The 14839-nt window shown below is 63.1% G+C and carries 12 protein-coding genes; 4 read left to right on the top strand and 8 right to left on the bottom strand.

The genetic code is table 11. The features are described 5' to 3' along the window. Nucleotides 1-111 precede the first annotated feature (111 nt). The 4 genes from fabF (at nucleotide 112) to gmk (ending at nucleotide 5135) form a co-directional block, all read left to right on the top strand. The gene (gene fabF / locus BLW50_RS09850; protein WP_090701010.1) at nucleotides 112-1374 is read left to right on the top strand and encodes a beta-ketoacyl-ACP synthase II; all 1263 of its coding nucleotides are present in this window, start codon (nucleotides 112-114) and stop codon (nucleotides 1372-1374) included. A gap of 148 nt (nucleotides 1375-1522) precedes the next feature. After that, nucleotides 1523-3385, top strand: a complete 1863-nt coding sequence (gene mltG / locus BLW50_RS09845) for an endolytic transglycosylase MltG (RefSeq protein WP_090701007.1) — start codon at nucleotides 1523-1525, stop codon at nucleotides 3383-3385. A gap of 183 nt (nucleotides 3386-3568) precedes the next feature. Further along, nucleotides 3569-4441, top strand: a complete 873-nt coding sequence (locus BLW50_RS09840; protein ID WP_348272806.1) for a YicC/YloC family endoribonuclease — start codon at nucleotides 3569-3571, stop codon at nucleotides 4439-4441. 22 nt (nucleotides 4442-4463) lie between these two features. Continuing rightward, complete coding sequence (gmk, locus tag BLW50_RS09835; protein ID WP_244544190.1) at nucleotides 4464-5135, top strand: guanylate kinase; 672 nt, start codon at nucleotides 4464-4466, stop codon at nucleotides 5133-5135. 63 nt (nucleotides 5136-5198) lie between these two features. Here the strand turns inward: gmk and BLW50_RS09830 are convergent, their stop codons facing one another. The 8 genes from BLW50_RS09830 to BLW50_RS09795 form a co-directional block, all read right to left on the bottom strand. Further along, the gene (locus tag BLW50_RS09830) at nucleotides 5199-5825 is read right to left on the bottom strand and encodes a sterol desaturase family protein (RefSeq protein ID WP_090708946.1); all 627 of its coding nucleotides are present in this window, start codon (nucleotides 5823-5825) and stop codon (nucleotides 5199-5201) included. Nucleotides 5826-5856: 31 nt separating this feature from the next. Then, nucleotides 5857-6729 carry a 16S rRNA (adenine(1518)-N(6)/adenine(1519)-N(6))-dimethyltransferase RsmA gene (rsmA, locus tag BLW50_RS09825; protein ID WP_090701001.1) on the bottom strand — a complete coding sequence of 291 codons (873 nt, stop codon included), beginning with the start codon at nucleotides 6727-6729 and terminating at the stop codon, nucleotides 5857-5859. Further along, nucleotides 6726-7730, bottom strand: coding sequence for a 4-hydroxythreonine-4-phosphate dehydrogenase PdxA (pdxA, locus tag BLW50_RS09820; protein WP_090700998.1), 1005 nt, complete (start codon nucleotides 7728-7730; stop codon nucleotides 6726-6728). Before pdxA ends, rsmA begins: the two co-directional genes overlap by 4 nt. 53 nt (nucleotides 7731-7783) lie before the next feature. Continuing rightward, nucleotides 7784-8725, bottom strand: a complete 942-nt coding sequence (locus BLW50_RS09815) for a hypothetical protein (protein ID WP_090700996.1) — start codon at nucleotides 8723-8725, stop codon at nucleotides 7784-7786. Nucleotides 8726-8750: 25 nt separating this feature from the next. Beyond that, nucleotides 8751-11384 (bottom strand): LPS-assembly protein LptD, encoded by a 2634-nt coding sequence (locus BLW50_RS09810; RefSeq protein ID WP_090700993.1) that lies wholly within the window; start codon nucleotides 11382-11384, stop codon nucleotides 8751-8753. After that, nucleotides 11384-12469, bottom strand: coding sequence for an LPS export ABC transporter permease LptG (gene lptG, locus BLW50_RS09805; RefSeq protein WP_090700990.1), 1086 nt, complete (start codon nucleotides 12467-12469; stop codon nucleotides 11384-11386). The genes BLW50_RS09810 and lptG overlap by 1 nt, the downstream gene beginning before the upstream one ends. Beyond that, nucleotides 12466-13614, bottom strand: a complete 1149-nt coding sequence (gene lptF / locus BLW50_RS09800) for an LPS export ABC transporter permease LptF (protein ID WP_090700986.1) — start codon at nucleotides 13612-13614, stop codon at nucleotides 12466-12468. The genes lptG and lptF overlap by 4 nt, the downstream gene beginning before the upstream one ends. Nucleotides 13615-13916: 302 nt before the next feature. Next, nucleotides 13917-14816, bottom strand: coding sequence for an alpha/beta fold hydrolase (locus BLW50_RS09795; protein WP_244544188.1), 900 nt, complete (start codon nucleotides 14814-14816; stop codon nucleotides 13917-13919). Nucleotides 14817-14839 lie beyond the last annotated feature (23 nt).

Here is a 14839-nt window from a genome sequence, read left to right as displayed (position 1 = left end):
CGATTCATGAAAGGGCCGGGCTTTCCGGCCCTTTTGTCTTGTGCTGTTCGTTCCGCCCGTGTTCGGGCATGATGTTCTGTGGAACGCATTGAAGTATTGGGGAGATGAGGCTTGAGGCGCGTCGTCGTAACCGGAATTGGTATGGTTTCGCCGTTGGCCAACGGTGCGGAAGAGACCTGGAAGCGTATTTTGGCTTCGAAGAGCGGCGCTGGCCGAATCGAGAGATTCGAGGTGTCCGATCTGCCGTGCCAGATCGCTTGCGAGGTCCCGCGTGGCGATGGTTCCGAGCATACGTTCAATCCTGACGAGTGGATGGAACCCAAGGAACAGCGCAAGGTCGACGATTACATCCTGTATGGCGTCGCTGCTGCGACCCAGGCTCTGGCGGACGCCGATTGGGCGCCGAAAGCCTATGAAGATCAGATCGCGACGGGCGTGCTGATCGGTTCCGGCATCGGCGGCCTCAATGGCATTTACGAAACGTCGCTGATCCTCAAGGAGCGCGGCCCGCGTCGCGTGTCGCCGTTCTTCATTCCCGGCCGGCTGATCAACCTGGTCTCGGGCTATGTCTCGATCCAGCACGGGCTCAAGGGGCCGAACCATTCGGTCGTCACCGCCTGTTCCACTGGCGCCCATGCTATTGGCGATGCCGGTCGTCTGATCGCGCTCGGCGATGCCGACGTGATGGTGGCTGGCGGGGCTGAATCGGCCGTTTGCCGCATCGGCATGGCTGGTTTTGCCGCCTGCCGCGCTTTATCCACCGGTTTTAACGATCAGCCTGAGAAGGGGTCGCGGCCTTACGACAAGGATCGCGATGGCTTCGTGATGGGCGAGGGCGCCGGTTGCGTCGTGCTCGAGGAATACGAGCACGCCAAGGCGCGCGGCGCGAAAATCTATGGCGAGCTGATCGGTTACGGCCTGTCGGGCGATGCATACCATATTACCGCTCCGGCCGAGGATGGCGACGGCGCCTTCCGCTGCATGTCGATGGCGATCAAGCGGGCCGGCATTGCCGCCTCCGATCTCGATTACATCAACGCCCACGGCACCTCGACGCCATTAGGCGACGAAATCGAGCTGGGCGCGGTGCAGCGGCTCGTCGGCAATTCCGCCAGCAAGGTGTCGATGTCGTCGACCAAATCGGCGACCGGCCATCTTCTGGGCGCCGCCGGCGCGATCGAGGCCATTTTCAGCCTGCTGGCGATCCGCGACAATATCGCGCCGCCGACCCTGAATCTGGATAATCCCTCGGTCGAGACGCCCATCGACCTCGTGCCGCACAAGCCGCGGCCGCGGGAGATCAACATCGCCCTGTCGAATTCGTTTGGTTTTGGTGGAACCAATGCGTCGGTGATTTTCCGCCGGGTGCATTAAGCTATCGGCCGGGAATGTCATGTTTAATTTCCGGCCTTTGACCTGTGGATACCTTATTTCGCCATAATCGGTTCTAAGGTAGGCTAGCCCTGTCGATCATGCGGACATTCGTCCCTGATCGCAGGTCGCAGCGTGGATCGGAGTAGATATGTCGGAAGGGCAACCGACCGAAAACGGTGCCGGCGAGCAACCGGAGCGCGAGCGCGCCCGATTCTTCGGGCGCCGTCGTGGCTTGCAGACGCCCAGCGAAGCGCTGCAGCCGGAAGCGGCTCCACCGCCGCCGGAAGGCAAGCCGCAAAGCCAGCGCCGCCCGATCCTGTCACGCATGAGTGGTTTCCTGTCGTTCCTGCTGCTGGTCTCGTTGATCGGCATCGGCGGCATGGCTTCGATCAGCAAACGTTTGGAGACGCCTGGCCCGTTGGAGGTCGATCGCGCGGTCTATATTCCGCCGCGTAGCGAAGTCCGCGAAATCATCGACCAGCTTGAGAAAGCCAATGTCATCGAGCAGCCGACGCTGATGCAGGCGGCGCTTCTGGTCGAACGCAAGTGGCGTGACGTCAAAGCCGGCGAATATCTCTTTCCCCAGCGTGTCAGCCTGCAGCAGGTCATCGACATTCTGGTGTCGGGCAAACAGATCCTCCACTCCATCACCGTCCCCGAAGGGCTGACCAGCGAGCAGATCGTCCAGCGTCTGCGCGACAACGACGTCCTTGCCGGCGACATTCGTGACATTCCGCGCGAAGGCACGATCATGCCCGACACCTATCGGGTGACGCGCGGCATGCTGCGCAGCGTGCTGCTGGCGAAGATGCAGTCCGATCAAAATCGACTGCTCGACCAGATCTGGGACCGTCGCGCCACCGATCTGCCCTTGAAATCGAAATATGAACTGGTGACGCTCGCCTCTATCGTCGAGAAGGAGACGGGCCGGGCCGACGAGCGCACGCGCGTCGCCGCCGTGTTCCACAATCGCTTGCAGCGCCGCATGAAGCTGCAGTCCGATCCGACGATCGTGTACGGCATCGTTGGCGGCAAGGGCACGCTCGGCCGGCCGATCCAACGCAACGAAATTACGCGGCCGACACCGTTCAACACCTATGTCATCGATGGCCTGCCGCCGGGGCCGATCGCCAATCCGGGCCGCGCCGCGATGGAGGCGGTGGCCAATCCGTCGAAGACCCGTGATCTGTTCTTCGTTGCCAATGGCAGCGGCGGCCACGCCTTTGCGGAAACGCTCGATCAGCATAATCGCAATGTCGCGCGCTGGCGCGAGATCGAACGCGACATGAAGACCAAGGTCGCTCCGGGGGCGACGCCGCCGGCCGATGTCGATCGCGTCGATCCTGATGATTCGACCACGACGACGGAAATGCCGCTGACCCCAGTGCGGCCCGTGCCGGCGCGGCGCAGTGATCTGCCGCAGGATCCGATTTTCGGCGGTCTTTCCGTTGCCGCCATACCGGCGCCGAAGTCATCCATGGAAGCGGGCCCCGTGGTCTCGCTGATGCCGCCGTCCGATGCGCGGGGCGCGCGCAATCAGCGGCAGCAGGCCGCGCGCCAGCCGGCGCCGCCGCCAGTGGTCGAGCAACCCGCGCCGCAGCAGGCCGCGGCTCTGCCCGCCGGCACGTCCGCTTTCTCCGGCTTCGCCATGGGCCAGGGCCTTGATCAGCTCGTCATCCGTGGCGTCAACGATGCTCCCTCCGCGTCGCTTCTCGATGGACCTGTCGATGAGCCCGCCGGTGCCGGTAGCGCTGATATGACCGTGGTTCCGTTGTCGGCCGCGCGCCGTGCCGATCAGGAAGCGCGTATGGCCCGCTTCGGCCAGCCGACCGACGCGCCGACGCTCGTAAACAATCCCGAAGACGTGCAGGAAACGCCGCCGCTGCGCACCGCGCCAATGCGCGCCCGCGCCTTCGATGCGTCGGAAGGCACCAAGCTCGATCCGCTGCGCAACACCAGCTGGGATCTGAATTCGGCGAAAACCGTTCCTGCCATGAAGACGGTGCCCTAGAGCAAATTGCCTGTGATGTTTGTTTTGATGCGTCTTTTGGGCGTTTGATGAACCCATCAAACTGCAAGGCGCTCCAAGCTCTGGCATTGAGGCTGGCCACCGTGATCTGTATGGTCGCGCCATCGTCGGAGCATTCGTCCGGCATTTCGTGATCGCGAACGGGCTTCAATGACGCTTAAAAGCATGACTGGATTTTCCAGAGCCGCCGGAGCCAGCGGCGCCTGGCGTTTCGTTTGGGAGATCAAAGCGGTCAACGCCAAGGGGCTCGACGTGCGCGTGCGCGTGCCACAGGCTTTCGATGCAATCGAGCAGCAAGCGCGTGCCGCCGTTGCCGACAAGTTGGCGCGCGGCACCTGCTACGCCACGTTGTCGGCGCAGCGCGATGCGGCGCAGCCGGAAATCAGAATCAATCACGCGGCGTTAGGCGCCCTGCAGGCGGCGCTCGCCGAACTGCCCACCACCTCAACCCTGCGTCCCGCGTCCCTCGACGGCTTGCTCGCCCTGCGCGGCATCGTCGATGTGGTCGAGGCCGGAGACGATGAAGCGACCATGAAGCTCGCCCATGCGGAAGCTCTGGCGACGCTGGCGACGGCGCTGGCGTCGCTGGTCGACATGCGCGCGCGCGAAGGTGCTGCCCTTCAGGACGTGCTGACGCGCCGTGTTGATACGATCGCGGGCCTCGTGCAGGCCGCCGAAACATGTCCCGGCCGCGCGCCGCAGGCGGTGCGCGAGCGGTTGGCGCGTTCGATCGCCGAACTCGCCGGCGCTTCACCGGCGCTTGATCCGGCGCGGCTGCATCAGGAAGCCATTCTTCTGGCCGCCAAGGCCGATGTGCGCGAGGAACTCGATCGTCTGAACGCCCATGTCGCCGCGGCGCACGAGCTGCTGCGGTCCGATCAGCCCGTTGGCCGCAAGCTCGATTTCCTGGCCCAGGAATTCGCGCGCGAAGCCAATACCCTGTGCGCCAAATCGAACGACAGCACGCTCACGACGATCGGTATGGACCTTCGCGTCGAAATCGAGCAGATGCGCGAGCAGGTTCAGAACATCGAATGAGAGAAGCCGAGTGAGAGAATTTATGCGCGCGCAACCCAAAGACGAGACCGCGATGACGGGCGCAACGAAGCAACGCGGCTTGATGTTGATTTTGTCGTCGCCTTCCGGCGCCGGCAAAACCACGCTGACGCGGCTTTTGCTGCAGGATGCGGCACTCAATCTCAAGCTCTCGATCTCGGTGACAACCCGCGCCCGCCGTACCAGCGAGCTCGAAGGCGTGCATTATTATTTCGTCAGCAAGCCCGAGTTCGAAAAGATGCTGGCGGACAAGGACCTTTTGGAATGGGCGCAGGTGCACGGCAATTTCTACGGCACGCCTAGAGGGCCAGTCGAAGAACGTTTGTCGGAAGGCCGCGACATGCTGTTCGACATCGACTGGCAGGGCACCAAGCAGGTGCAGAAGACCGCGCCACGCGATGTGGTCACCATTTTCATCCTGCCGCCGTCCATGAAGGAATTGCGCGCGCGCCTTGAGCGCCGCGCCGAAGATCCGGCCGATGTCATCGCCAGCCGCCTCGACAATGCGCGCCACGAGATCGAACGCTGGCCGATGTATGACTATGTCATCGTCAATCACGACATTCAGCAGGCCCTGGCCGAAGTCAGAGCCATCCTGCTCGCCGAGCGTCTGCGCCGCGCGCGTCAGCACGAGAACATCGAACGCTTCGTGACGACGTTGTTGGGCGAAAGCTGAGCACACTCGCTGTTGTCATTGCCGCTCAGCCGCTACGCGGCTGTCGGGGATGACACCCAGGGTCTATGACCGCGTGGGCTTGCGCCATTCGGTGCGGAACACATAATCCCACCACGGCGCGGCAACACCGAAGCAGCGCGAATGATCGGTGAAGTGATGCAGCATGTGCAGCCGCTTCAGGCGTAGGAAGATCGCATTCTGCGAGCGGCTGTGGTGCAGCAGGTAGTGCATCGTGTCATAGGCGACATAGCCGGCGATGAAACCCGCCAGCGCCGGCACCTGCATGATCACGGGGAAAATCGTCCAGGTCACCAGCACCGCGATGGCGATGATCGGGCCGCTCATCAACAGCGGCATGACCAGGCGCAGCGGGTCGTTGGGGTGGTGGTGATGCACGCCATGCAGCAGAAAATGAAACCGCGCGCCGATCTTGCCGGGAAACTCCGTGTGAAACAGAAAGCGATGGCCGAGATATTCGGTGAGCGTCCAGATCGCATAGCCGAGCAGGACGCTGCCGACGATGATCCAGGCCGGCGTGCCGTTCCAAGCCGCCCAGGCGATGAGGGCGACGACAATCGGGCCATAGACGATCAGCGGCAGCCGTGGGTCGACCCGCGACAGCTTGTCGAGCAGGTCGTTCTTGAACAGCCGCGGCGAGGCGGTCAGATTGTTGGCGGTGCTCTCGGTCATGGTCCGTTTATACCAGATTGGGGCGCGCCGATCACGCGGCGGATGGCCGCCGTTGCGCTTCATAAGCCCGCGCCAGGGCCGCGAAACCTTCGATATCGACCTCTTCGGCCCGTGCCGTTGGCACAAGGCCCGCAGCGCTGATCAAGGCCTCCGCGTCACCCAGCGGTTTCAAGGATTGCCGCAACATCTTGCGCCGTTGGCCGAAAGCAGCCCGCGTCACATCCGCCAGGGCATTGCCGCTGCAAGCCGCCGGATTTTGCCGAGGGGTCAATTCGACGATCGACGATGTGACCTTCGGCGGTGGCGTGAAGGCCGAGGGCGGAACGTCGAACAGGATTTTCGCCTGCGTGCGCCAGCCACATAAGATCCCGAGGCGGCCATAGTCGGCGCGCTCACGCGGCGTGGCGACGATCCGCTCGGCGACTTCCCGTTGGAACATCAGCACCAGCCGCGTCCAGAACGGTGGCCAGCTTTTGCCTTCGATCCAGCCGGTGAGCAGCGGCGTGGCGATATTGTAGGGCAGGTTGGCGACGACGCGCACATCGCGGCCCTCGCTGTATTTGGCGGCCAGAGCCCGATAATCGACGGCCAGCGCATCATCGGCGATCACCTCAAGACGGCCGGGATAATGCGCCGCGATCTCCGCCAGGGCGGCGAGGCAACGGTCGTCGCGTTCGATGGCGACGACTTTGGCGGCGCCGTGGGCGAGCAAAGCGCGCGTCAGGCCGCCGGGCCCCGGGCCAACCTCGATGACCGTGGTGTTGTCCAACGCGCCGGCCGCCCGCGCGATGCGCGAGGTGAGGTTGAGGTCGAAGAGGAAATTCTGGCCGAGCGATTTGCGCGCGATGAGATCGTGGGCACGTACCACATCGCGCAGGGGCGGGAGATCGTCGATCGTGCTCACGCGGCTGCGCCTATCGGTGTGTGGGCCATGCGCGCGGCAAGATCGAGCGCGGCAATCAGGCTCGCGGCGCTGGCCTTGCCGGTTCCCGCGATATCATAGGCGGTGCCGTGATCGGGCGAGGTGCGAACGAAGGGCAGGCCGAGGGTGACGTTGACGGCGCTGTCGAAAGCCAGGGTCTTGATCGGGATCAGCGCCTGATCGTGATACATGCAGATCGCCACGTCATAACGGGCGCGCGCTTCCGCATGAAACAAGGTGTCGGCTGGATGCGGTCCGCTGACAGTGATGCCTTCGGCGGCAAGCGTCGCAATGGCGGGCTTGATGATGTCGATATCCTCGCGGCCCATGCTGCCGTTTTCACCCGCATGCGGATTGAGGCCGGAGACGGCGAGACGGGGCCGCGCGATGCCGAAGCGTTTTTGTAGATCGTGCGCGGTGATGCGCGCCGTTGAAACGATCAGATCCGTCGTCAATGTGTCGAGCACGCGCGCCAGCGCCATGTGGATGGTGACGGGCACCACGGCGAGTTCTGGCGACCACAGCATCATCACGGGCTGCGCTGGTTCGCCAAACAGCCGTTCCGCCAGTTCGCCGAGGAATTCCGTATGGCCAGGATGTTTGAAGCCGGCCTTGTAGAGATTGTCCTTCGAGATCGGATTGGTCACGACGGCATCGGCCGCACCGGCCCGCACAAGCTCGACGGCGCGTTCGATCGACTCGATGGTGAGCGCCGCGTCGGAGGCGGCCGGGCGACCGGGTTCGCCGATGATGGCGCCCGACAGCGGCACGACCGGCAGGGCCTTGCCGAAGACATCTCCGGCAGTCTGCGGATCGGTGATGACGAGGGGAATGTCGAGGCCGATGCGCTGGCCGACACGCTTCAGATGCGCGGGATCGGCCAGCAGAAAGAAAGGCGCAAGATCGCGCGTGCGGCTTTCAGCCCAGGTCTTCAGGGCGATCTCCGGACCGATGCCGGAGGGGTCGCCCATCGTCATCGCCATCGCCGGACGCGAGGATGTCGATCGCGGCGAGGGCGGGGACTGGGTCACTTTCGTTACCGTTGTACGATGATGGCGCGATCGCGCAGCGGCTTGTACAGGCGCGCCGCCACTTCCTCGAGCCGTTTCGACAACATGGTCTGGCGAATGTTCTCGGCCGCGCCGGAATCGCTGCCCGCATCGGACTTGCCGCAAACGGCAATCATTTCGATGCCATCCGCGCCGCGCTGCGGCGGTGTCAGATGGCCGACCGGGGTTTTCTCCAGCACCTCCAGGAGTTCCGGCGACAGGGCGCTGGGACCGCGAGTCATCTGTTCGCGCACCACCACTTCGCTCATGCTGCGGGCGAGTTGGATGCCGGACTGGCAATCGTTGAAGCGGGCGCGCAGCTGCTGCGCCACCTGGGCGCGGCTCTGAATGACTTCGCCCGAGGCATTGGACGGGATAACGAAGATCACCTGCCGCAGGCGATAGTCGCCGACGGCCTTGGAGCCCTGTTTCGCCAATTCGGCGCGAACTTCGCTTTCGGGAACGCTGACATTCTTGTTCAGGGCGCCCACGAGACTGCGCCAGGCCATGATCGCGCCGAAATATTCCTGGATCGCCTGTTTGTCGACGCGGGCGCCCTGGATGCTGCTGAGCAGCGCCTGCGGACGGATCTTCATCTCTGTCGCCACGCGCGACAATTCATTGATGGCGTCCTGTTCGCTTGGCTTCAGGCTGTATTTGCCCGTTTCGGCGAGCTTCAGTCGGGTCTCGTAAATGCTTTCCAACGCCGCCGCATTGGTCGCTGGCTTACGCATGACACGCAGGAGGCGCATGCGCTGCTCGACGTCCTGGTTGGTGATCGGGCTGTCGTTGACGGTCGCGACAAGGGCCTGCGCATGGGCGGCAGGGACAAGGCCCGGAAGCGGCAGAGCAGTTGTTCCAGCGGCGAGCAGGAGAGCGGCAAAGCTCAGATGAATAGCATTCCGGCCCGGAAGAAGTGCTGACAGCATAATAGCTCCAATCTTTGATCCGGCTTCAGCGCACCGTGGCGCTGCTCAGTCCGTCTTGAACGCGAACGCTGCCGAGAGATGATCTCAGGCTCGTCTCGCCGAGGGAGCGCAACTCGATCCGCAGCATGACGGTCTGGTTGCGGGTCGGCGTCAGAACCCCGTTGTCCTGATAGAGCGAGGTATAATTGAGCATGATCGTGTTGCCGTCGTCCGTATAGCCGATGCCGGCGCCAAGACCAGCCACGGAGAACAACGGCGCCTTACCGACGTAGCCGGTAGCGGTCGGCGTGTTGTTATAGTAGTGCCGCGACAGGTCGAAGATCACGCTGCCGCTGGCGAAGAAATTGTCGTTCAGCTTGTACTTGGCGTTGCCCGACAAGCCTTCGCGCGGCACGTTGTAACCGATCAGCGGCTGGGCGCTGTAGCGCGCATATTGCATGCTCGCTTCCAGTGGGCCGTAATTGAAATTGGCCATCAGGTCGAGGCGGCGCAGAGCGAAGCTGCGCTCGTCGAAGCGGGCCTTGGCGACGAAGTTGAACATCGAGCTCGGCGCGATCGTCGTGCTGGCGACGTAGTCGGACGCGCGTGTGTCGAGGCCCGAACTCAGGCCGATGTTGGCGGCGTCAGGCGTGGCGTAGGAATTGACGCCGGCGATCTGCCGTGACTGGCCGAAGATGAAATTGACGTAGCCGCCTTTGTGGAAGCTCGCCGTATATTGGAAGCCGTAGTTGGCGCGGGTGCCGGTCTCGAAGCGGTCGTAGCCGGAATATTTCGACCAGTCGAACAGGTTCGACGTGTCGAAAACCAGGCTTTGCGAATCTTCGTTGATGCGCAGGGTGCTCGTGCCAGTGTTCGGGCGCACGATGATCTGCGCGATCGGCTCGAACACCTGGTCGACAATGCTGCCGCTGTAGAGGAAGGGATAGCGATATTCGAGGCCCGCGCCCGGCGTCACATTGGCGGCACTCTGCTCCTTCGAACCACCGAGGAAGCCCACCTGGCTTGCGTTGGTGATGTAGGAGACGCAGGGCGGAGCGGCGCAGCTCGGATTGGACCAGCCGGTCGTGTTCGACAGATTAACATTGGCCCAGGCGGCATTGACATGGGCGAAGACGAACGGCGTCCAGACTTGGCCGAGCGGGTCGATGAATTTGCGCTTCCACGACAGGTTCAACGTGGCGCGCGTGTAGTCGCCGCCCATGCCGTTCAATAGGCAGGAGCCCGGGACATAGGTGCGCGTGCCGGTCAGCGTCTCGCAGACATTGTAGAGACCATAAGCCCGATCGAGAGGCTGGCCGCCGATGGCTTGGAATGACGCAAGCTCGCGCGAGAGGCGCGTGAAGTTGAAATCGATCTCAAGCTGGCCGCCGATGCCGGCGGTCTTCTTCGGGTCGATATCGATGGTCTTGTTGTAATCGAGGACCGGCGCGACGACAGGCTGCTGCGCCTGGATGTCGGAGCGGCCGAGACCTTGGAAATAATATCCGCGCAGGTCGAAATAGCCGCGATCACCCTTGCCGTTCAAATAGACGGTCGACACCGTTTCCTGGAAGTAGTTCGCCGACAAGGACGCCTGCGGCATGGCGTACTGCTGGATAAACCAGCGATCGCTCAACAGCGTGCCGTCCCAGCCGAACTTCCATTTGTCGTTGATGTAAAACTCGCCGCGCGATTCCAGCGAGCCGCGGAAGTCGCGTTTGCCCGGCCCGTAGGGGGCGGGCAGGAAGGCGCTCGGATCGTTCTGGAAAATGCCGACGCCACGGATCTGATAGGAACCGTTGACGAATTGCTGCCGCCAGACGGCTTCACCGAGCAGGCCTTGCTTGGTCAGAAAGGTCGGCGTGACGGTGAGGTCGTAGGTCGGTGAAATCGCCCAATAGATCGGAATGCCGACGCCGACGCCGGTATAGGAGCGATAGACGTAGGTCGGTGTCAGAATGCCGCTTTTGCGCGAGACCGTCGGATCGGGCATCGAGAAGAACGGCAGCCAGGCGATTGGCTGATTATAGAATTCGAACGTCGCGTCCTCGTAGTAGAGCGTCTGTTCGGAGTTGTTGTGAATGATCTTTTTGGCGCGAATCTGCCAGAACGGCGGCTTGCTGTTGTCTGTCTCGCAACGCTCACAGGCGTTGTACGTGCCGGACTCGAAGCGTGTTTGTTCGCCCTCGATCCGCTCGGCCCGCGCCGCGCTGATATGGATGTGGTCGGAGGTATCCATCCGCAGGCTGTCGATGAAGCCGTTCTTGAAATCGTCCGTCAGCTCGAACCGGTCGGCGTAGGAGATGGTGCCGTCGCGTTCTGTCAGCTTGGCGTGGCCCTCGGCGAACACGCGGCTGGTCTTGCGGTCGTAGGTGACCCGATCGGCCTCAAGGATGCGGCCCTGATAATACAGCTGCACGTTGCCGCGCGCACCGATTGTGTCGTTGTCCCGGTTGTAGGTCAGCTCGTTGGCGTCGACGAGGAGCCGATCCTTTTTGCCGTCCGGGTTCGGCGTCTGAGCGCGTTGCGTCAGGCGATCGTTTAGGGTCTGCGCCAGCGAGGGCTGGGCAGCGGGAATCGTTAGCAGTGAGAGCGCGACCAGGAGACCATAACCAATAGCCGCCAATCCGGTGGACGGACGGCGGGGCTGGGCCTGCTCGGGGCTGTTACGCCGCCCCATTAACCATCCTCCTGGTACAAAAGTACAAGTATACCCAACATGCTCCCGACTACCGCTGGCAACCAGGCAGCAACAGGCGCACTGAGAACGCCCGCACCACCCAAATCTGTTGCTAGTTTTGTCGCCACATAAAGCACGAAGCCTGAGACGACGCCACCTGAAACCATTCGGGAAACACCACCAAACCTGAAAAATCTTAAGGAAAAGGAAGCCGCTATAAAAACCATCGCGACGAGCAGCAGAGGGCGTGCCAACAGCGACTGAAAATGTAGTCGATAGCCGCTGGCGTCGAGACCCGCGGCTTCGGTTCGGGCGCTGACGTCGGCCAGATCCCAGAACGGGACGGCGGCGGGCGCGACGAAGGATTGGGTCACCTGTTCGGCGGACAGATTCGTTGCCAGGATATAGGTGCCGACCGTCTGCGGCTCCTCGCCCGGCGCCGTGATCCGTGCGTCGGTCATGGTCCAGAAGCCGGGGAGCAGGGTGGCGTTGGCGGCCTCGACCCGCTCCATGAAACTGCCGTCGGGCTCATAGACGAAGGCCGAAACGCCGCCCAGTGTCCGGCCGCCATCGCTGGAGCGCTCGGCGCGGATGATCGACTGACCGTCGATGCTGCGTTGGCGGATCCACAGGCTTGTCTCGGAACCCTGGGCGGTCTTGCCGAAAATCCGGGTTTCGATGGCGTCGGCGCGCTGTTTCAAGTCGGCGGCCAGCGGGTTGTAGAGCGTGACCGACAGGATGCCGAGGGCGAAGACGATCAGGGTCGGCGGGGCCAGGAATTGCCAGACCGATACGCCGGCGGCCCGGATGATGACCAGTTCGAGCCGTCGCGAGAGGGCGACGAAGGCGATCATCGTGCCGCCGAGCACCGCGAAGGGCAGGATCTGCTCGGCGATGGTCGGCACCCGCAGCAGGGTCAGGAAGGCCAGAAAGGTCGAGGAGACGCCCGGCGCGTCGCTGCCGCGACGCATCATCTCAACGAAGTCAGCGATGTAGATGATGACGAAAAGAGCAAGAAAAACCAAGGCGATGGTCTTGATGAACCGCCGCGACAGATAGAGCCCTAACGTCGAAAACAGGATCATCGCGCATAGCCCCGGAGGCCAGCTTGGCGGATCAGTTTGGGGCCGCCGACGCGGGCGCCGGTCTGGCGCATCATCAGCCAGGTGGCGATGACGAAGGCGCCGAGCGGGATGCCATAGACGAGCACGATGGCCCAGGCCGAGCGCTGATACAGGGCCGAGGCCCCGAAACCTGCCAGGCGGATCGCCAAAACAGCGACGACCGCGGCGGCGATGGCCGTGCCGCGCCCTTGCCGGGTCGTGCGCGCCTGGCCGAGCGCCAGGAAGGCGATCATGGCGAAACTCAGGACATAGAGCGGCCCCGCGAAGCGGTCATGCAATTCGGCCCGGTATCGGCCGTAGAAGGTCTGGGTGTAGACGTCGGCCTTGCTCACGTCGAAAGTCAGGAGGTCCCAGGTCGAGCGTTCGCGCGGCTTCAGGATGACGCCATCGTCCTTGGCGCTGAATTGAGCCAGATCAAGGGCATAGCTTTCGAACGAGACGAGCGCCGGCTCGCTGTCCTTGCTCGTCTGGCGCTGCACGAAGGCCTTATTGAGGGTCAGGAAATTGCGGCCGTCGACTTCGACGGTGCCGCCGCTCTCGGCGATATAGGTGTTGACGATCTCCGGATCGCTACGGTCCTGGATGAAAATGCCGAGCAGCGTGCCGCCTGGGCCCCGTTCCCGATAGTGGAAAACGATGCCGTTGGTGAGGGGCACGAACTGGCCTTCGCGCACCAGAAAGGTGACGAAGTCGGCGCGCACCTTGCTGAGGATATCGCGAATGTCGCGGAAACTGGCGGGCATCGCCCAGACCGACATGGTGCCGACCAGCAGCAGAACCACCAGGGAGACGACGGCGAAGGGCCGCAGCAGGCGCCATTGCGACAGGCCGGAAGCGCTCATGACGATCAGTTCGCTGTCGGCGTTCAGCTTGTTCAGCGTGTAGAGAACCGCCCCGAACAGCGCCAGCGGCGCGATAATGGCGATTAGGGACGGGATGGTCAGGCCGGTGATGAGGAAGAACACCGCCAGGGTCTGCCCCTTGGAGGCCACCAGATCGACTTCGCGCAGGGCCTGGGAAATCCACACGACAAGCGTCAGCAGGCCCAGGCAGGCCACGAAAGCGAGCGCGCAATTGCGCAGGATATAGCGTTCGACGATGTTCATGCCGCCCCTAGAGCCAAGCGCGTTTTGCTCGAAACGCCTTTCTGCCCTCGATCCTTTGCTTCGCGGGATTTTCGCGAAAAACCGGCATCCACTTTTCCGCATCCCGATCTACAGCGTTTTGCCGATCGATGAAATCATCACCTGCAAAGACGCATCCAAACAAAGACCCGGAGCAAATCACGTTTCCAGCGAAACGCGATTTGTTTCAGGGAGCGCAGGCCTAAATCGTTCGGTTCTGAACTTCAACTGGGCCGGCACCTTCGCCCACTATAACCGGTCTGCGGCGGCAGTGAGGCGCGGCGCTAGGCCGCAAAGAATCGCATCAGCCCCTCGGCCGTTTCCTTGGGCAATTGTTCGGCGAGATAATGGCCGCCGGGCAGGGCATAGCCCTCCACATGTCGGGCCCGCTGCCGCCACAGGGCCAAGGTGTCGAAACAGCTCTCCATGACGCCCTGTTTGGCCCAGATCACCAGAAGTGGAGCTTCCACCAGCTTGCCGCCATCCGCATTGTCATGGGCGATGTCGGTGGTGGCGGCGGCGCGATAGTCCTCGCAGGACGCGTGAATTGTCTGTGGATTACGGAAACAGCGCAGGTATTCGGCCAGCGCGGCGGGATCGAACGGGTTGGACGCCGGCTGGGCGCTGCGACGGCGCAGGAAATAGCCGTCCGGGTCGGCGCCGATCAGATTCTCAGGGAACGGCGCCGGCTGGATCAGGAAAAACCAGTGCCAATAGCCGCGTGCGAAGGTGTCGGTCGTCCCGGCATACATTTCCCGGGTCGGGGCGATGTCGAGGACGGCGATTTTCTTGACCCGGGTTGCATGGTCGAGCGCCAGCCGGTGCGCCACCCGGCCGCCGCGATCATGGCCGGCGACCATGAAGCTGTCGAAGCCGAGCGAGGTCATCACCTCCGCCATGTCCCGGGCCATGGCGCGCTTGGTGTAGGGCCCGTGATCTTCAGCACTTTCCGGCTTGGAGCTGTCGCCATAGCCGCGCAGATCCGCGACCACCACGGTGAAGCGCTGCGCCAGGATCGGCGCCACCTTGTGCCACATGACGTGGGTTTGCGGATAGCCGTGCAGCAGCAGCAGGGGCGGGCCGGAGCCGCCGATGCGCCCGTGGATGGTCGCCCCCGATGTCTCGGTGTCGAATAAACGAAACCCTGGGAAGAAATCGTCGGCGACCTCGCCCTCTTTCAACACGTTCGCACCCTCGTTCTGGAAAC

Source organism: Beijerinckia sp. 28-YEA-48, from assembly GCF_900104955.1.
Lineage (GTDB): Bacteria > Pseudomonadota > Alphaproteobacteria > Rhizobiales > Beijerinckiaceae > Terripilifer.
This window is presented reverse-complemented; position numbering and strand designations above follow the sequence as displayed.